Below are 18,050 nucleotides of genomic sequence, written 5' to 3' on the forward strand. Positions count from 1 at the left end.
TTTTTAATAATGTATTCGTCATCCTCGTAAATAAAGATGTTTTGATTATAAATTAACGAATAGGCGTGTTCATTTGTTTCTGTTTTAATGACTTTCACATCTATTGTTTTATCTCCATTTACACCGTCTTTTCTTGAAACTTCAAAATCCGTTAACATTTCTTCAGTTCCGCTAATACTTCTGATATATATATCAGTCATAACATCACCAACTTATAAATAATAAAATCTAAAATCAAACTCAATTTGAAAAGCCCCTGATATACCCGACACAATAAAGTCGTTCCATCCAGGAGCTAATCTAATAACTTTTCTATTTGTACTTGTGAATACAGTATTACCATTCTTAAATACTCTTACTCTATTCAATTCAATCGTATCACCAGCTGTAGTTGGAATGTTGAGTTTAAATACATCGGCTGTCGTTCGATTGGTGATCGTGTCAAACCGTTTGTTGCTCCACGAATTCGAATTACAAGTGGAAGCTTTCTTGGATCTATTTCAATATCACTAGCATTATAAATACGGAATGAACTTGTACTATGTTTATAAATTAAATCTTCTGCCGGTAAGTTTTGTCCTATTTGCCACAATCCAGAATCAAAGGTAAATGGATCTATTGTCGTCCTATGATTCACAAAAAGATGATGCTGATTTAAAAATAATATCAAACACACCATATTGCCCAAATGCTTGAGGCTCAATTTCATAAGTGTTTGCAACCCTGACCTTCCAACGTTTTCCGGGTTGTCTATTTGTAATAATATAAAATGGTTCTTGGGAAGCGAACAATTTAAAGATTTCATCACGAAACAGATAAAAATCCCAAATGTCTTTTGCATAAAAATGATTTTAGTACGAATGTTATCTCTTGCATCGAAACTTCCACCTAAATCGATTTGTCCATGGCTTCCGTCAATTTTTTCATATTGAGCATTGTATAAATGGGGATGGTGGAAGGAAGTTTAATACTTCCATGTCAGTATTAGTTTCAATAATAAACTCTTCTCCATTATTTTTTACAACAGTTAAAGTTTGAGGGATCACTTACTTCCCTCCTTGCATAAACAATTGAGTACTGTACTGATTGTTTTGTAACAAATCTAATGGAGACAATAATATTTCTGCCAATGTCATCCCATCAATGTTAATTTGTATTGGATTTTTCTGCGCTAACTCTCTCTGAGTATACGGCATATTTTGTCCTCTATTCGAATTATCACTGTTAGATTTATATTGAACAACATTAGAATTATCTGATATCACTTTTCTCCATCTAGAAAGATTGCTCGCATCATACATTTCAATACCTTCAGAACTAAATATTTCTTTCGGATTTACCGAATGAATTCCCTCCATAGCGCCTGATACTGTATCTTGTAACGCATCTCGTACCAGAGAATATTGGCTTTTGATACCCGAAGCAATTCCTTGCGCCATTTGAACACCAGCAAATGCCAAATTGTTAGGATGTAGCGTATTTATAAGGGACTTATGAGCATTTTCACCAAGAGTACGGCTTTCATCTTCAGCCATGTAGGACATTTTTCTTATACCAAGTGCAAAACCTTCGCTAAAAGGCTTACCACCTTGATCACGTGTTAATTTCGATGGAGAGTTTACATCTAACGTGGCTTTTAACGCTTCAAATGCGCCTCGTGCCAAACTTGCTGCTACGTTTTGCACATTCCATTTACCATTAGAAATACCGCTAGCAAATCCACTAGAAAACGCTTCACCAGGGCTTATAGAACTAACACTTTTCAGACCAGAATTACCGCTTTCCGCTACATTAGAACCACTCGATCTCGCTTGTCCCCTTGTATTTTCCATTCCTTCAGCAAACTGGCTCCCGCCTTTTTGCCCTTGCGGAGTACCGTTGATTGTATTAAAGCCTCCATGAGCCGCGTTTACAGCTTCTAAAGCACTTCCTCTTATATAACCGCTTTGATTAACAATTCCACTACCAACACCTTGTCCACCTTGATTACCAGCTGGATTTCCATTAATAGTATTAAAAGCACCATGAGCACTAGCAACTACTTGCAAAGCACTTCCCCTAATATAGCCATCTTGGCTAACTATGCCTTGTCCTAGTTCACTACCACTCTTATTACCACCGCCACCATCAGTTGTACTACCCATAATTCCTTCCACAGCTTGCTTCTTCCCTGTTGCTGCTGTTTCAGGAGCTGTATTAGTAGATATCCCATTAGCTTGAGTTTGACTTATATCAAATCCAACTTGTGTTAAATCTAACTTTGCTCCATTTTCAACTAACAATGAAATTGCCTTCGCTGCTAGTTCAGCATTGATAGAACCATTTTGCATACCTTGAACAAGCGTCTGAACATTAAATTGTCCTGCTTCCCCAAGATCAACTTGAACATTGCTTTTAATATCTAATCCCATAGTCTGTGCGACTTGTGGTAATGATAACGCTCCAATTTGCATTCCGTTAATTAAGGTTTGTATGTTATTCTGACCTTCTTGAGTAGCATCAACTTTCATACCATTCTTAACATTTTGTTGAAAGAATTGGAATACAGTATCAAACGACAACGTTCCGGTTTGAAGACCTGTAATCCACGAATCCATCGTCATCTTTCCGTAGATTCCTAGATCGATAGTGGTATCACCTTGCATATTTTTATTTAAAAACTCTCTCACTTGACTGGTATCCTTTGTTTTAATACCATCAATCCATTTTTGCATGGATTCAATACCACTTTGTGAAAGATCTACTTTATAAACATCTTTCAATTTATTTGCATTCGCGGTTGCTACAGCTGAAGAATCTAATTCGCCTTTTTGAAGTTTCTGTAAGAAGGTATCGATCGTAAATTGCCCAGCTGGTCCTAAATCAATTTTCATTTTACCGTCAATTTCTGTTGCCATTGATTCCGCTAACAATCTAGACGACTCTGTACCTTTTTGAAGCTCAGAAAGATACATCCCTATGCTTTCAATCTTTGATTTTCCATATTGCAATTCATATCGAAGTAATTTATCTTGGTAATCTTTTTCTGCTTTTTCTTGATCACTTCTAAATCGTTGTTCTAAGTCAGCAGATTTTTCCCGGTATCCATACGCGGCTTTGAATCGTTCGCCCCATCCTTTGTCCTCCGCTTCAATTCTTTTAGCTTGTGATGCTAAGGTCTCTGCATCCTCCGATTTTAAATGTTGCTGTAACACTTTAAATCCATCGTTCCTGATTCCTTGTAGATCATTAACATGTTTTGATTCGTAAAGTGCAATAGCATCTAATGTAGCTTTTCTTTCCTCTGGTTTAATTTCACCAAGTTTAAAAGCCTTCTCTACATTTTCACGCCAACCTTTAGTTTGTTTTTCTAAAGATTTAACACCATCATCATATACTTTTATGATGCTTTCGAAACGCTTTTTACCAGCATCTAAAGATAACATTCCACCTGATTCAATTTCTTTTGAAATAGATGCTATTTCTTTAGATTTTGTATAAAACTGTTGGACATTCTTATCAGCAACCTGTAGAGCTTGATCAAACTTCTGAGCAAAATCTTTCGGCATTTTCATGGTATCTCCCTGATACCTTTTAATCCCCTCTTCTAAAATCTTCTCTGCTTGTGTAGCGACTTCGATTTCTTTATTTATAGATTCAATTACATTATTCTTAACCTGCTCTAAAGTTTCTTTCGCACTTTCAGGTACTGTTCCCATCAACTGACTAAACATCTTATTAAACTCACTTTTCTTTCCTTCTAACTCTTTGATGACTTCATTCGTCATTCTTTGAAAAGCTTTAATGGTTTCGTCAGCTGCTTTATTTGCTTCTTCACCTGTTTTAAGTTTCAAATCCATCATATTATTAATAGCTTTATCTTTTAAATCGACATAAGCACCAGCTGCTTTGCTTGTAGCATCACTTACATTCTGACCAAACTTAGCCATATTTGTTTGAGCTTGATTTGATTTTTCATTTAGATCAACTATTGCTATGCCAAGCGCTCCTACAGCAAGGACTGCTCCTGTAATCGCTAGAGCAATTGGATTTGCCAACAAAGCTCCGACACCCATAGCAAGGAATCCTACAGCTGCTGTTACTCCTGCTATCCCAAAAGCTAATAAAGAACTTTTAGCAATCATTTGTTGTGTAGATTCATCTAGATTATTAAACCAATCTACGACACCTTGAACACCGGATACTACATCAACTAAAATAGGTAACAACGCATCACCAAATGACTTTTTAAGAGTATCTACAGCACCACTTAATTCTTCAATCTTTCCTTTTGTTGTATTCATCTTTGTCTCAGCAACTTCTAATGCTGTTACCTTTGACATTTCTGTATACATATTTTTCACACCATTTGAGCCCTCTTTATAAAGAATATTAGCGGCACGAATAGCATCTGATCCAAACAATGTATACATGTATGATTGTCTTTGTTCTGCGGTTAATCCTTGCATTGCCATTTGAAGAATTTCAGCTATATCAGACATTTCTTTTAGGTTTCCATTTGAATCAAAAAAGGCGTTTGTCATAATACCAGTTGAAAAAGTTAACTTCTGGAATGCTTTTTCTGCCTTTTCAGATCCAACTTTTACACCAGCTTGTTTAGCCGCATATTCTGATAACGCTCCTGTTACATCTTTAAAGGAAGTTGAAGTTGGTTTAATCCCTTTTTCTCCGAGAAACTGCATTGCTTTTCCAGTATCAATTGTGATTAATCCTAATTCACTAAACATATCGTAAGCTTCATTAGATTTTGGTATTAAGTTTGCTAACATGGTTTTCAAAGAAGTACCTGCATCTGATCCTTTTAAACCATTCTGTGCAAATAAAGCTAATGCTGTTGTTGTATCTTTAAAACTAAGTCCCACACCAGCTGCAACCGCCGAAACCATTGATAACCCAAACTTCATTTCTCCAACACTAGTTGCTGAAGCATTTGCTGCACCAGCTAATAGATCAGCTGCTTGGGCTACTGATAAGTTATCATCCTTAAATGCATTTAGAGCTGTAGAAGCAATTTCTGCTGCATCCCCCAATTCTAATTCCCCAGCTGTCGCTAAGTTCAAGGCACCTTCTAAACCACCATTAATAATGTCCGTTAGGCTTACCCCTGCTTTAATTAGCTCTTCAATACCTTGCCCTGCTTCCACAGATGAGTATTTTGTTTTTTCGCCCATCTGTACAGCAAGTTCGCTAATTTTCTTCATTTCATCGCCAGTTGCACCAGAAACTGCTTGAATATCAGCCATCTTCTGTTCAAAGTTCATTGATTCTTTCACAGCCATCGCAAGTCCAGCACCAATAATCCCAGTCATGGCTGCAAAAGTAGTCCCCACTTGTCCGCCAACATCCTGCATTTTATTGCCTGTATCACGCATTCTTTCTCCAGTACGGTGAAGACGATTCTGTTGCTCGGCTAATTCACGGTTCGTTTCTCTTATTTCATTTTGAATCCGCTCTTGAGCTGTTTCAGCACGATTCATAGCAATCGTATTGTTATCGATTTGCGTATTTAATCGTTGAAGCGCTTGACCGTTTGACGTATATTCAGCTTGAAGTTGTTTTAATTCTTGCTTTAATTGTTTGGCTTCCTGGGAGTTACGACCGAAATTTTGTACAGCCTGATTATACTGCGTTTCAAGACGTTCCATCGATGCCGCTAATGTTAAATTTGAAGCTTGTAATTGCTCTTGTTTTTGTTTTGCTTGTTCAATTTTTTGACGATAATGCTCTACTTTTTGTCCCTGCAAAGTGAATTTTTCATTTAAATGCGTTAATTTATTTTGTAACTGCTCTACGGAACTTCCAAGTAACCTAGCCCGTTCGCTTGTTAAATTAAACTCGGAATCTAGTAATCGCAAACCACGATTAATCCCCGCAACACCATTTTCAAAACGTTGTGTATCAAGCGTGACCCGAGCTCCAATCTCCATATCTCCAGCCATTTATCTCACCTACCTTTATAACCAATCCGGGGCCTGATTTGCTGTTCGAACTACTTGTCTATCATCTTGATTTTTCTTATAAGCTAAAGTTTTAAAGAAAAGCACTAAATCCATTTGATTTATATCTGCTTGAGATATACCAGCATCTTGAAGCATGCTATAAATACCAAGCATCATTTCTGTTGGTTTGAATGGTTCCTTTTGTTTCTCACTCTCTTTTTTTTTGGTGAATTCGTCTTCGAATCAATAGCACTAATAATAGCGACCGCTTCCGCAATACGCCCTACAATTGCTAGACAAATAGAATAAATAGTTGATGTTAAAAACCAAGCGTGTATACCATCAAGGAAATCCTCTACGGTAAAACGGTTACCAAATACTTTGACGATAAATTGAGTAGCTTCTTTTAATAAATCGAATGGAACAGTTTCAGCACTTAATTTTTCTGTCCACTCTGCCGCTGCAAATGCATCAGTGGCTGAAAGAAAATTAGGTAGAAAGAACGTTTTTTTACCCGCGGATAAATTTAAAATTAATTTAAACGTTTCTGTTTTTTGTGTTTCTTGCATATTTTAATCTCCTTTCATAAATAAAAGGCACAGCATTTAGCTGTACCTTCTCTATGTTTTTATTTAGATGGTGCTGCTTCCGTTGGTGGTGCTGGAACTGTTTTAAACCAACTTGATGCAACCGCTGTATCGTAACCAATTTCTTCTTCATCTAGACGATGTCTCCAATTACCATCAGATCGTTGGATTGCTTTACACTTAATTTTTGCTGATTGGAAAGTTGGCTTATCCTCCGCTGTCTTATGCTCATCTTCTGGAATTTCGAATTTTGTTTTATAGTAGCAATAAAAACGATTTTTTCCATTATCTTTCGGTAAACGATATAATAATGCCACATATGGAGCGACATCATTTACGTTATCAATTACCTGCCCTTTAATTAGTTTCTTCCCTAACAACTCTGCGTAAGTAGTTAATGAAATATCTGCTGTTTCCAATTCAATTTCTACCCCACCAAACGCACTTGCTGTTGCTAGCGGTCCACCTTCCGCGTAGAACGTAACAGATTCATTTTTAGGAGAAGCTTTACCACTTACCGCATCTCCAATTTTTTTAGGTGTAGCATACGTAAACTTACCATCTGCTGCCTCTGTTAAAATTGCATAATGTAAATCCCTAAAATCGACTGCAATTGCCATACTTATTTTCCCCCTATACTTTTAATTCCGTACGAAACCTCATACCATAATGATATATTTTCGTATCAGATTCATATAAATTTGCTGTTGTAATACGCTTAAAGCCTATATTTTTCATAGAAGTGTTTACTGCTTCTTTTAGATCAGCCTTAACAGGCATAAAAGACCAAATATCAACTTGAAATAAAATAGTGCTGGTAGATTCCGCTCCTTCAGCGTATCTTCCAGCACTATTATCTAATTCAGAATAAGTGATCCATGTTTTGCCGTTGTCATCGCCACGAATCATGTTATAAATGTATTCTCCACCCAGCTTTTCCACAATAAAAGGAGTCGTAAGAGCACGTAACACATCTTTTTCTAGAAATCTCATACGATATGCAACGCCGCTACAAAGACATTTCTCATTTCATGAATTGCCTTTACTTCTGTATGGGTTACTGTTTTTTCTATAAATCCTTTATGCGGTGGATGTGGCATTTTACTGGTTCCCCAGTTTTGAAATTTCATATAAAAGTGTGGGGAATTATCATCTTTTTCCCATCCTACACTAATTGATTTGACTCCATTTCGAGTCTTCACTTTACCAACAAGAACTTCATTTTTTGCATGTTTCCCTGTTCGCCAAGATTCTTTGGGTGAAGGCGGTTTAGGAGATGCACTGACTGGACTTTCTACCTCTAATGCATCTTTCACTACTCCAGCGCCCTTTTTTAACGCTGCGTTTTCAATGGTTTTTACGTTTCTTCCTAACGCTTCGAAACGCTGAATAGCTTCCTGGATTCCAAAGGTCGTTACTTCTGCCATATGGACCGCTCCTCACACACTAAACAGATTTCTTTATGTTCTTCATCAACATCTACAACAGCTTTGATTTCAAAGAGCCTTCCAGCATATAGGACTTGCATTTTCGAATCGATTCCCCTGCGAAATCGCATAAAAAAATTCACTGTTCGTACCGCATTTTCGGTATTTCCAGCGAATATTTCATAGTTAAATCCCTTTCCAAATGGTGTTTTTGCTCTTGCCCAAACAGTGACAAGATCTTTCCATTCTGACGGAACTGGATTCCCATCTTCATCTTTTTTATTTGTTGTTTCTTGTTGAATTGTTATTCGTTTATTTAATTTACTTGGGTTCATGATTATCACCGGTATTATAGTCCCTTAATTGGAGTATAGTAGTTTCTAATGACTGTTTTAATGCAGGGACATTTAATGATTTATCTTGATTCTCATAGTTTAATAAAACATGTGTTATTACCGCAATCTTATATAGTGCCTTTTCACTTTCAGGAACACCAGCTCCTAATAAGGATTCTTTTGCTCCATCAATTAGAAGCTGAATAACTGCATCCTCTTCATAACCATCGATTTTTAATTTCCCTTTTAATAGCTCAAGCATATAATCACCTATGATCCCGAAGCATTGGTTTTCGCTGACAATTCAACGCTTAATGAAGAATTTAATCCGTTATTTCCAACAGCTTTCACTTGATAAGAATATGTTGTATCACCTGTTAATCCTGTATCTTTATAAGTTGCTGTTACTGATGTCCCTACTTGTTTTCCATTACGGAATATATGATACTCTTTAATGCCCCCATCATACACAACAGGAGGCCAACTAATGTTGGCCGTTGTTACTGTTGTAGAATCAACTTTTAATCCTGTTGGTTCCTGGGGAGGATTAGGGTGTAGTCTGTACTTCAGCAATACGGAATGCTGATTTTAGTTTAATTTTATGATCAAACCAAGCTGTTAAAACAAATAGTTCAATACCTGTTTTCACATCTTTGTCACGATCATAAATCATATTTGGATCATAGTTGAAGTGAGAATATCGGAAATCACCAACAACAGGACTCACTGCTGAATCACAGAACTTAACTGGCTTCCCTAAAACTTGTTCTGGTTGAGCATTATATAAAGTTGCACTACCATTAGCAAGTGTTTCAATTATTTCTAGATAATCTGTGTAACGCATTTCAATAGTCGCATTTTCACGAAAATCTTCATGTAAATCTGCAACCGCTGACTTAATAGCTTTATATAAAGTTGCGCCTTTAACTGACTTAATGCCAGCTTTATAGAATGACATAGATTCTTCTCCAGTTTTAGGCGTTGTAGCAAATGCTACTTTCTTCTCTTTTGCTGCTAAACCACTTTCTAACGCTTGATCTACAGTTTGTACTAAGTTTGTATCAGTTGCTGCTAAAACAGTCTCAGAAATAGGTACAAACACCTTAAATTTATTACGTCCGAATGTTACAACGTCACCTTCTGCTTTTAATTCTTTTGCTGTTGCTGTATCAGCAATGAAATCATCATCATCTAATGTAAAAGTAACCTTAGGAATTTCAAGGTTAGTCACACTTGTAAATGTAGATACGTCTCTTAATGGGTTTTTAACAAATGGTTCATGCAATAATTCATTTGTCATTGTAGTTGGAAGAATCTTTTCGCCACCTGTTGAATTTTTATCACCAAGAGCTGCTCGTGCTTCTTGTGATAAGGTACCTCCACGAATCGTAGCTCGAACCAACTCTGCTTTCGCTGCAACTACCTTTTGTTTTGGATCTTCAATACCTTGCAAACCAGTTCGATTTTGAAATTGCGCTTTTTGTTCAACTTCCATCGTGTCATGTTGTTCTTTGATTACATTAAAACGCATTTGAAGGTCTTTCTTTGATTGTTGTAGCGTTTGAAGAATTTCCATAGTTGCAGATGGATCAATCGCTTTCTGAGCAAGTTCGCTCTCTACTTTTTGAAGCTGTTGACCAATAGTAGATAAATTTTGTTTTAATTCAAATAATGTATTTTTTGAAAAGTATTGAAAGTTACCAAGAGATAATCGAAATTTATTTTTCATTTTCATGAATGAATTCCCCCTAAAATTGTGTTTATATAATCCGCGTTAGCTTTCGCTTCTTCGGCAATTTTTTGTCGTTCTAACATTTCGTTTGATGATATGTTAGCTTGTGCATTAACTAATTGTTGTGGAATATTTTTGTATTCCTTCATCCACTTTTCATCTAGACATGCTGCGGCATTATTCGCTGAGATAATTTCATCACAAAGTCCATACTCCATAGCTTCATCAGCCGATAACCATGTCTCTGCATCTAGTAATTGTTTTAATATATCTTCATCTAACTTATCACCAGCACGAGTTAAATAGTGTTGCACCATCGATTGGTTAATACGTTCAATGTCATCCGCTGCTTTACGTAGCTGATCAGCATTTCCTGATGCATATGTCCACGCATTGTGTACCATCAACATTGAATTAGCATACATAATGATTTTGTCTGAAATCATCGGTAATACTGATGCACAAGAAGCTGCTATGCCATCAATATAGGAAATAACCTTCGCTGGATGTCGTTGTAACATTGCGATCATAGCCATTGTTTCAAAAACAGATCCACCGGGACTATTGATATATAGGTTAATCGTTTCAATTCCATCACCTAATTCATCCAATTCATTTTTGAAAGTAATAGAAGATACTTCTCCATATTCCTCCCATGCATACTTTGTAATTTCTCCATAAATAAAAACATCAGCCGATTTACCATTGGCAGATGCTTTCATTTGAAAAAACTTATTCTGTTTGTTCTTTGCCACCGTTTTTCACCCCCTTCCGTTGAGTTGGCTCCATGTCAATTGGATATAGATCACCACTTACCCAAAGTTTCGAAGCATTACCACCAACAGGTGGCTCGTCTTCTTTTTGGCGCACATCATCTTGTGATAACCACCCACTCCTAATTGCGGCTTGATAATAAGCTGTTCTTGAAGCTGTATCACCTCTTAACAACCCTCCAAGGTTAAATTTAAAATAATGTCCCTCTTGCCGTTCTTTTTTATTTAGCAACTTACGGTTCATTTCTTGCTCATACTGACGAACAATAGGAGTTAGAGTCATTTGAACAAACTGAATCATCAACTGTTCATTACTGCTATAACTTTGTCCTTCTGTATCATTTAAAAATGTGACTGGAACATTAAAAACGTTAGCAACTCGTGAACGTGTAATTCGTTCTGATGCTAACGTATCTGAAGCAAAATATTTCCGCTGCATTTCTTCTATGTTCACACCTGGTTCTCTAAATAAAATGCCACCATTTTCTTGATAAAAACGTCTAAAGTCATCAATGATCCTTTGTCTCTTTTCACTATCTACGTTCGCTCCATACTCCAAAATAAAGCTGTCTTTCTTTTGCATTTCTGACAAACTAAATTCTTGTACTGCCTTATCATATTCTAAAGTATTTCGTAAAACATCAATTGGACCAATGCCTTTCCATCTTGAGATACCCGTAATGTGCTTAACATGAAACATATTCATATTGTGGATGTAATACGTACCTTCAATACCACGTACCTCATACCACAAATTGTTATCATCCTTGTTTAAAAAAGGTGTTACATAAGCTGATTCAATAGGAATTAATGATTCCACTTGAAATCGAATATCACGAACGATAGCTGCATATCCATTTCCAGTTTCATTTCTTGAAACTTCGATTTTATTTATCCATTCAAATCCGGTCATGTTTGGATTAGGTTCATTCATTACAACATCAGACACTTGATTAAAAACTGTATCATAATCCTTATAGAGCTTTAGTGGTAAAGAAGCTACCGTATTCGATAATCTACTAATAACACTAAAAATTGTCTCATTTGTAGCTAGCGTTGCATTATCAATACCCCAAAACTTTCTTCCAAACCATGAAGAGAAGTCAAATCCCGCGCCTTTCCACCCGGCAGCCGCACCTTTTAGTGCTCCCTTCACACGATCTAACATTTTCAATTTCTCACCGCCTTTCTATTTAAAAAGATCGCTAACTGATACAAATTCAATATTTCCATCACCTTGTAATTGAGTTAACATCGGTATTACTTCTGTATGAGCATTTAGAAATGCTGCAAAACCATCAATCTTCCGGTATTTACTCTGTTTAGATGGTAAAAAATTCCCATTACGATCTTCCACGAGTTTTACATTGTTCATGTACCAACGGAAAAGACGGTTTTTATTACTGATTATTTTTCCATCCAATAATAATTCTTTTACATCCTTTAATGCTGGACTTAAAGTTAGATGCCCTTGTCGAACTGATTCTGTATTAAATCCATATGCTTTTAAATCTTCATTTAAACGATACGCATTTGCTGGGTCATAAGTAATTTTCTTTATGAAATACTGTTCGGATTGTTCGACAAACCAATCATAAACATACTCATACTTCACATACTCACCAGGTATAATGGTGAGCCAACCTTTGTCTTTAAACTCTTTAAAATTAATATTCTCGTTATCACGATCTACTTTAGCTTGTGGAACCCAACTATGTGATAGTACAAAAACATTTCCATTATCTAAAGGAAACTCTAAACAGGCACTTGTAAAATCTTCTGTTGCAGATAAATCATAACCTGCAACACATTCTTTACCAGCTAATACCTCTATATCTATAACTTCATCGTTCCTTTTTAATATATCGATACCAACAAATGACATTTCATCATTATCGACAAAGATGTTAAATTGTTTTGTAACCCAGTCGTTCTTTTCTGCATCTGTATGTTTGTCAGTATTCCAATCATCAATAAGCGATGGAAGGTCTAGTGAAACTCCCATATTAGGATTTGCTTTAATCCATAGTTCAGGGTTCTCAATTTCATCCACATTATCCATTTCAGCCATGAAATAGAACTTTCTATCTTGGTCAATAACCCCTTCCAAAACATCAGCTGCAATTTCATAGTATTGAACAAGTGGTCCTTCAAGCTGATATCCTGCCGTAGTGATGTAAACAATCATTGGCTGTTTACGTGCACCACGTGATTTTTTAATAACATTAATTAGCTTAAAGTTTTTAAATTCATGTATTTCATCAAAAATACCAAGGTGTGTATTTAATCCATCTAATTTCTTACTATCTGATGCACGAGGTTCAATTTTAGAATGAGTTTTATCATGAAAAATCCCTTTCTGATTTTCGCGTAAATGCTTCCGAAGAAAGGGGGATTTTTGAACCATTGCACGACTTTCATCAAATAATTCTCCAGCTTGTTGTTTTGTATTTGCTAAAACATAAACACGAGCACCTGGTTCATTATCTTTAGCAACAGCATAATTAGATAAACCAGAAATCATTGTTGTTTTTCCGTTTTTACGGCCAATAAAAATAAGGCCCTCACGAAAGCGCCTATAACCTGTATCTTTATGAATCCATCCATACAAAGAACCTATAACAAAATGCTGCCATGGTTGAAGAACTAACCTTTTATAGTCACCTTTTGATGGGCGACAAAACTTTTCAATATATCGTATAGGTCGATGAGCTTTTTCTTCATCGAATATCCAAGGAAACTCCTCAGTACCCTGTCTCTTCAAATCATTTAGATGTCGTTGGCAAGACAAGATATTTTTCTTACTGGCTTTTATGTTTCCTTTCACAACTTGCTCTGCATACCAAGTTGTTCTTAGTTCAGGAGACGGATCTACTAAAATATAAAAATTCTTTATCTGTTCATTTCGCCAATTTTTATACCACTTGGCTATTTCAGATGGCTTAGAAGTCGTCGAAATCATCATCAGAGTCTCCAGTTAGCTCTTCCTGAAGCTTTTTACGGCTTGCCCCAGTTAATCCTAGCTCCCCTAAGTATTGACGGATCTGCTGTAAATACTTAGGTATCTCTGATATCAAAGGGTGCTTAGTCAGATTTGTAGCATTGGCTTTATTTGTATGCTCCATTGTCAGCCCTTCTTTTTTAACATTAGCTGCCATCTCTCTAAACATTTGATAACTGAAAGCAATCGCTTCAACTACAATAGGATCATTGATATCAGCCTTACCTTCACCTTCTAAAACAGACCAAATACGAATCCAAGTATCTTTTCCTACCTTTTTTAAATGGGTAGGTGGTTTCCTCTCAATCAATCCTTTATCCACGCCATCACCTCACTTACATTTTATGGATAAAAAGTACCTATCCAGAAATAAAAAGCTCTTATTTTCAGGCTTTACCCCCCTTTAGAAAAATCACTTGCGCTACCCACGAAGGAGGCATCCGGTCTGGGCGGAAACGGCTCTGAACAATAAAAGGAGGGGGGCTATATGAATTCTTTGTTCGCTTTTACTTTTACGAACTGAATCTTTCTTTTATTTTTCTTTTTCCCTCCACCCTTTTCAGGATGTTCTTTGTTGTGACATGGATTACATAAACTAATTAAGTTATCTAATGTTAATGCAAGCTCAGGATATTCACTTCTTTCTTTGATATGATGGACCATATCAGCAGGTACTGGTATCAATGGATCGTGCTTCATACACTCTTGGCACCGATAGTTGTCTCGTGTTAATGCCAACTCTCTACACCTTCGCCAAGCTGTACTGTCATAGAACTTCTTCGCTTCTTTATCCCGCTTGTATTTATCGTAGAACTTTCGTTGTTGTGTTGTTTTATTTTCAGTCATCACTTTGAACTATCGTTCGAGCTACAGATTTACCATCAAGATATAATTCAACGGTTTCAGCTTCACCTGTATACTTGCTCATAACCCTTTCTAACTTCTCAAATGCACCTACACATTCATTGATAGCTAATGTAAGTTCTTCTATATTCGCTTTTGCTTCTGTCGTATCAATATCGATGTGAGCTGAAACAACATTTTTCTTTTCCATCCTTCAACACTCCTTAATAGATTTAATTTTTAAGTGATATTAATTTGACGGCATTGTCTAGCAAAAGGGATAAAGTGTTTTAAGAGATTAACAGCATTTTTATTTTGCCACCATTTATCTAACAAGACTATTCGTGCATTGATTGGATTAATCCCATCAAGAGAGAACGCACTATTAGATATGAAACGAGGCATTACATGAGTTGTTCCAAAATGTTTTTTTATTCTTTTCCAAGCTTCTTCAGCTTGCATTAAATTATTACCAACAATCCATAACTCTTGTTTTTTATCTTCTTTTAAATCCCTTAACGTTCCCTCTAAATATAATAAATCATATTTTTTTAGTTCCATCCTTTATCCCTCCAAAATAAAAAGCACCCAAATGGATGCTTTTTTCTCAACTGTTCATTTACATTTCGATTGTGGTACGTGAAGTTTTATTCTTTTCCCAATCACCTAATGTTGTTGCGTTTATCTGTACCTAAATTATTAGGTAATTGGAAGAAGAGCAAAAGCTCTCCTTAATAAAGGTATCATTCAATCGTTACCATCTGCTGGTTTCGGATTTTATGTGCCTTCATTATGAAACCGTTTAGACAACATATAGATTATAAAGGAATCTTTATGAGTTGTGTTTTCCGCCACTTCTCACAATACAAATATAACATGTTAAAAAACAAAAATAGTCCGTAAATAGTTCGCGAATCGTCCGCGATTTGTTCATTCTATCAAGCAATTAAACATTTAAATATCTCATTCATCATAATGATAATGGTGATGATAATGATGGTGTTCTACCTTTTGAACCGGAACTGGTTGAAAAGCTTTCCAAGTCCCTATCGTCGTTAGGATAAAACCTAAATATGTCATTACTTTCTCGATATCTTCCTCCAAAAGAGTACTCGACATCAAAATAATAATAAGTCCCATTGTTAGCTTATAACATAGACTCTTCAACTTACTATCTGATATGACATTAAGAACTTCTTCTTCTATTAATACTTCACGTAGATTGGCTTGTTCAATTGTCCGATTCAATTCTTCATAATATAGGTTTGACTCCCTCCCATCCATTTCATAAATTGATCTCACCAGGCTGTCGTTCATCATTTCAATTTTTCGTATTGATTCCAAATTTAAAGATTGTATTGATGCGAGCGTTTTACTAATAAACTTCGGTATTTCTAATCGATTCAATGTTGCGAGTGTTTCACTCATTTGCTTCGGTATTTCTAATCGATTCAATGTTGCGAATGTTTCACTCATTTGCTTCGGTATTTCTAATCGATTCAATGTTGCGAGTGTTTCACTCATTTGCTTCGGTATTTCTAATTGATTCAATGTTGCGAGTGTTTCACTCATTTGCTTCGGTATTTCTAATCGATTCAATGTTGCGAGTGTTTCACTCATTTGCTTCGGTATTTCTAATCGATTCAATGTTGCGAGTGTTTCACTCATTTGCTTCGGTATTTCTAATCGATTCAATGTTGCGAGTGTTTCGCTCATTTGCTTCGGTATTTCTAATCGATTCAATGTTGCGAGTGTTTCACTCATTTGCTTCGGTATTTCTAATCGATGTACTGCCATCAAAGTTTCATCTGCACTACTTGATTTATTAGGTTTATCGCTCAAGCTATCCCCTCCGGCATTCTATTTCAGTTTCTTCTTTCATTACACCAAATTACATTTTTAATTTTACCACCTTTAAATAGATTAAAAAATGCGATATTTTCTACATGTTTTTTATCATTTAATATTAATAATCATTAAAAATGAATTCACTATAAACCATAGAGTGTTGAATTGACCTATTCGGCTTTTCCCTAGAGTAACAAGGCTTTTCTTTAATTCCTCAAAATGAATTTGACACTTTTCTTTTGTAGCTAATTAAAAAAAGACCTAAAAAAATATAGGTCTCTAGATTTTAAATTTCTTTTGATAATCATTTAGCGTATCTTGTTCTATCCCAATGTATCTTAGTGTTTCTTTTTGATCTGTATGGTTGAGCATTTGTTGTAACACTGCTACATCTTTAAACTGTTTGTAGTGGTGGTATCCATATGTTTTTCGGAGAGAATGCGTCCCAATACGTTCTAAACCAAACTCTTTTGCTGCTTGGTTTAATATGACGTAGGCCATGGATCGAGTGATTGGTTTATTCTTACCATTCCTACTCTTAATAAGAAATTCATTTTTAGGTCGCCCTTTCGCATACTCACGTATTGCCTTCTTTAATTCTGGAGGCATCTTCACTTCCTTTACCTTCTTTGTTTTCTTTTCACGAATAAAGATACTCCAACCCTCCACATCACGAATACGAAGACGTAATATATCCGATATGCGTAATCCTGTATTAATACCAAGAAGGAACAGAATGTAGTTTCTTTCATTCTGCTCCTTGAAAAACTCCTTCATTTCCTGAATTGCTTCCCTATCTCTAATGGGCTGAACAAGATTCATACATTCTTCACCCCCTCCTTACGTTTTGCTTTCTTCTTGTATACTTCCACTTTTAAATTAAACGCCAAACGGAGTAACGCTGAACCTTTTAACTTATAATACTTTGTTTTTCCTACGCCTAATTCAAGCCAAATATTTAAGTCTGATTCAATTTCTTCTTCCATATAACTTTTAAAGATAATATATCTTTCATCAGGTTTTAGCGTATTCACAGCTTGATGTACCCAATCCATGTATTCTTTTCTTTGCTGCTCTAATTCAATTCGTTCAATAGCAATATCTTCAGTAGAACTATGAAACTGATTTGTAAACGTCGGAGGAACCTCTGAAAACATTGTCGTTACTTTCGGCATTAAATTACTTGGCAATGTATTCAAATACTCACGATAACTCCCCAGTACTTCTTCTACCGCTTTCTTTGTTTTCTTTGTATCTACAACTGGCATATTAAAAAATAACTGTTCTCTCATTTTGAGTTCCTCCTTAATTAATCTTACTTTTGTCTTAGTGCTCCACGTCTACGCTCATAGCGTGGTCCACGAATTCCCATTAAATCTTCAATGTCACGAGTGCTTAATTTTTCTTTTCGTTTTTTCTTGTTTTTCTTCTTTGCTTGATTCGATTGCTTTTTCCATTCACGTAGCTGATCCTTTAACACCTTCATTTCCCCATCTCCCTTTTCAAAATAAAAAGGACACCTATTCCTAAAACAGCTTTAATTGCTGCTTTAATGAATTGGTGTC

The 18,050-nt window shown here is 35.9% G+C and carries 24 protein-coding genes and 1 pseudogene; all 25 read right to left on the bottom strand.

The features are described from left to right. A pseudogene (locus ACP6L7_RS11760) lies at positions 1–200 on the bottom strand (phage tail protein); the annotation flags it as partial. Between the two features lie 164 nt (positions 201–364). Beyond that, the gene (locus tag ACP6L7_RS11765) at positions 365–637 is read right to left on the bottom strand and encodes a phage tail family protein (protein ID WP_430529240.1); all 273 of its coding nucleotides are present in this window, start codon (positions 635–637) and stop codon (positions 365–367) included. After that, positions 627–791, bottom strand: a complete 165-nt coding sequence (locus ACP6L7_RS11770) for a phage tail domain-containing protein (protein WP_430529241.1) — start codon at positions 789–791, stop codon at positions 627–629. The genes ACP6L7_RS11765 and ACP6L7_RS11770 overlap by 11 nt, the downstream gene beginning before the upstream one ends. Before the next feature lie 132 nt (positions 792–923). Next, entirely contained in the window at positions 924–1,046 is a 123-nt protein-coding gene (locus tag ACP6L7_RS11775) for a hypothetical protein (RefSeq protein WP_430529242.1), read from the bottom strand. Next, on the bottom strand, positions 1,047–5,939 hold the full coding sequence (locus ACP6L7_RS11780) for a phage tail tape measure protein (RefSeq protein WP_430529243.1): 4,893 nt from the start codon (positions 5,937–5,939) through the stop codon (positions 1,047–1,049). It abuts the gene before it with no gap. 15 nt (positions 5,940–5,954) lie between these two features. Next, positions 5,955–6,095, bottom strand: a complete 141-nt coding sequence (locus ACP6L7_RS11785; RefSeq protein WP_430528991.1) for a LysR family transcriptional regulator — start codon at positions 6,093–6,095, stop codon at positions 5,955–5,957. 17 nt (positions 6,096–6,112) lie between these two features. Beyond that, a complete protein-coding gene (gpG, locus tag ACP6L7_RS11790) occupies positions 6,113–6,508 on the bottom strand; it encodes a phage tail assembly chaperone G (RefSeq protein ID WP_430528990.1) in 396 nt (131 codons plus the stop codon). Positions 6,509–6,567: 59 nt separating this feature from the next. Then, positions 6,568–7,146, bottom strand: a complete 579-nt coding sequence (locus ACP6L7_RS11795) for a major tail protein (RefSeq protein WP_430528989.1) — start codon at positions 7,144–7,146, stop codon at positions 6,568–6,570. A gap of 13 nt (positions 7,147–7,159) precedes the next feature. Further along, positions 7,160–7,519, bottom strand: a complete 360-nt coding sequence (locus tag ACP6L7_RS11800) for a structural protein (protein ID WP_430528988.1) — start codon at positions 7,517–7,519, stop codon at positions 7,160–7,162. After that, positions 7,516–7,953, bottom strand: a complete 438-nt coding sequence (locus ACP6L7_RS11805) for an HK97-gp10 family putative phage morphogenesis protein (RefSeq protein ID WP_430528987.1) — start codon at positions 7,951–7,953, stop codon at positions 7,516–7,518. The genes ACP6L7_RS11800 and ACP6L7_RS11805 overlap by 4 nt, the downstream gene beginning before the upstream one ends. Further along, a complete protein-coding gene (locus tag ACP6L7_RS11810; protein ID WP_430528986.1) occupies positions 7,941–8,288 on the bottom strand; it encodes a phage head closure protein in 348 nt (115 codons plus the stop codon). Before ACP6L7_RS11810 ends, ACP6L7_RS11805 begins: the two co-directional genes overlap by 13 nt. After that, positions 8,275–8,550 carry a head-tail connector protein gene (locus ACP6L7_RS11815; protein ID WP_430529244.1) on the bottom strand — a complete coding sequence of 92 codons (276 nt, stop codon included), beginning with the start codon at positions 8,548–8,550 and terminating at the stop codon, positions 8,275–8,277. The genes ACP6L7_RS11810 and ACP6L7_RS11815 overlap by 14 nt, the downstream gene beginning before the upstream one ends. A gap of 8 nt (positions 8,551–8,558) precedes the next feature. After that, complete coding sequence (locus ACP6L7_RS11820; RefSeq protein WP_430529245.1) at positions 8,559–8,861, bottom strand: fibronectin type III domain-containing protein; 303 nt, start codon at positions 8,859–8,861, stop codon at positions 8,559–8,561. Further along, positions 8,836–10,023, bottom strand: a complete 1,188-nt coding sequence (locus ACP6L7_RS11825; protein WP_430529246.1) for a phage major capsid protein — start codon at positions 10,021–10,023, stop codon at positions 8,836–8,838. The genes ACP6L7_RS11820 and ACP6L7_RS11825 overlap by 26 nt, the downstream gene beginning before the upstream one ends. Further along, positions 10,020–10,775 (bottom strand): head maturation protease, ClpP-related, encoded by a 756-nt coding sequence (locus ACP6L7_RS11830; RefSeq protein ID WP_430529247.1) that lies wholly within the window; start codon positions 10,773–10,775, stop codon positions 10,020–10,022. Before ACP6L7_RS11830 ends, ACP6L7_RS11825 begins: the two co-directional genes overlap by 4 nt. Continuing rightward, positions 10,753–11,961, bottom strand: coding sequence for a phage portal protein (locus tag ACP6L7_RS11835; RefSeq protein WP_430529412.1), 1,209 nt, complete (start codon positions 11,959–11,961; stop codon positions 10,753–10,755). Before ACP6L7_RS11835 ends, ACP6L7_RS11830 begins: the two co-directional genes overlap by 23 nt. Before the next feature lie 21 nt (positions 11,962–11,982). After that, on the bottom strand, positions 11,983–13,755 hold the full coding sequence (locus ACP6L7_RS11840; protein ID WP_430529413.1) for a terminase large subunit: 1,773 nt from the start codon (positions 13,753–13,755) through the stop codon (positions 11,983–11,985). Beyond that, on the bottom strand, positions 13,736–14,116 hold the full coding sequence (locus ACP6L7_RS11845; RefSeq protein ID WP_076855602.1) for a phage terminase small subunit P27 family: 381 nt from the start codon (positions 14,114–14,116) through the stop codon (positions 13,736–13,738). The genes ACP6L7_RS11840 and ACP6L7_RS11845 overlap by 20 nt, the downstream gene beginning before the upstream one ends. Before the next feature lie 161 nt (positions 14,117–14,277). Next, positions 14,278–14,640, bottom strand: coding sequence for an HNH endonuclease (locus ACP6L7_RS11850; protein WP_098670330.1), 363 nt, complete (start codon positions 14,638–14,640; stop codon positions 14,278–14,280). Then, complete coding sequence (locus tag ACP6L7_RS11855) at positions 14,633–14,848, bottom strand: hypothetical protein (protein ID WP_390228590.1); 216 nt, start codon at positions 14,846–14,848, stop codon at positions 14,633–14,635. Before ACP6L7_RS11855 ends, ACP6L7_RS11850 begins: the two co-directional genes overlap by 8 nt. A 29-nt stretch (positions 14,849–14,877) precedes the next feature. Beyond that, a complete protein-coding gene (locus ACP6L7_RS11860) occupies positions 14,878–15,198 on the bottom strand; it encodes a hypothetical protein (RefSeq protein WP_390228592.1) in 321 nt (106 codons plus the stop codon). Positions 15,199–15,600: 402 nt separating this feature from the next. Then, the gene (locus ACP6L7_RS11865; RefSeq protein WP_430529248.1) at positions 15,601–16,479 is read right to left on the bottom strand and encodes a hypothetical protein; all 879 of its coding nucleotides are present in this window, start codon (positions 16,477–16,479) and stop codon (positions 15,601–15,603) included. A 285-nt stretch (positions 16,480–16,764) separates the two neighbouring features. After that, entirely contained in the window at positions 16,765–17,307 is a 543-nt protein-coding gene (locus ACP6L7_RS11870) for a tyrosine-type recombinase/integrase (RefSeq protein ID WP_001055140.1), read from the bottom strand. Then, the gene (locus tag ACP6L7_RS11875; RefSeq protein WP_061684776.1) at positions 17,304–17,777 is read right to left on the bottom strand and encodes an ArpU family phage packaging/lysis transcriptional regulator; all 474 of its coding nucleotides are present in this window, start codon (positions 17,775–17,777) and stop codon (positions 17,304–17,306) included. Before ACP6L7_RS11875 ends, ACP6L7_RS11870 begins: the two co-directional genes overlap by 4 nt. A 23-nt stretch (positions 17,778–17,800) precedes the next feature. Next, complete coding sequence (locus ACP6L7_RS11880; RefSeq protein WP_046945208.1) at positions 17,801–17,971, bottom strand: hypothetical protein; 171 nt, start codon at positions 17,969–17,971, stop codon at positions 17,801–17,803. Positions 17,972–18,050: the final 79 nt, after the last annotated feature.

Source organism: Bacillus silvicola (assembly GCF_050524305.1).
In the GTDB taxonomy this organism is placed as follows: Bacteria; Bacillota; Bacilli; order Bacillales; family Bacillaceae_G; genus Bacillus_A; species Bacillus_A cereus_AT.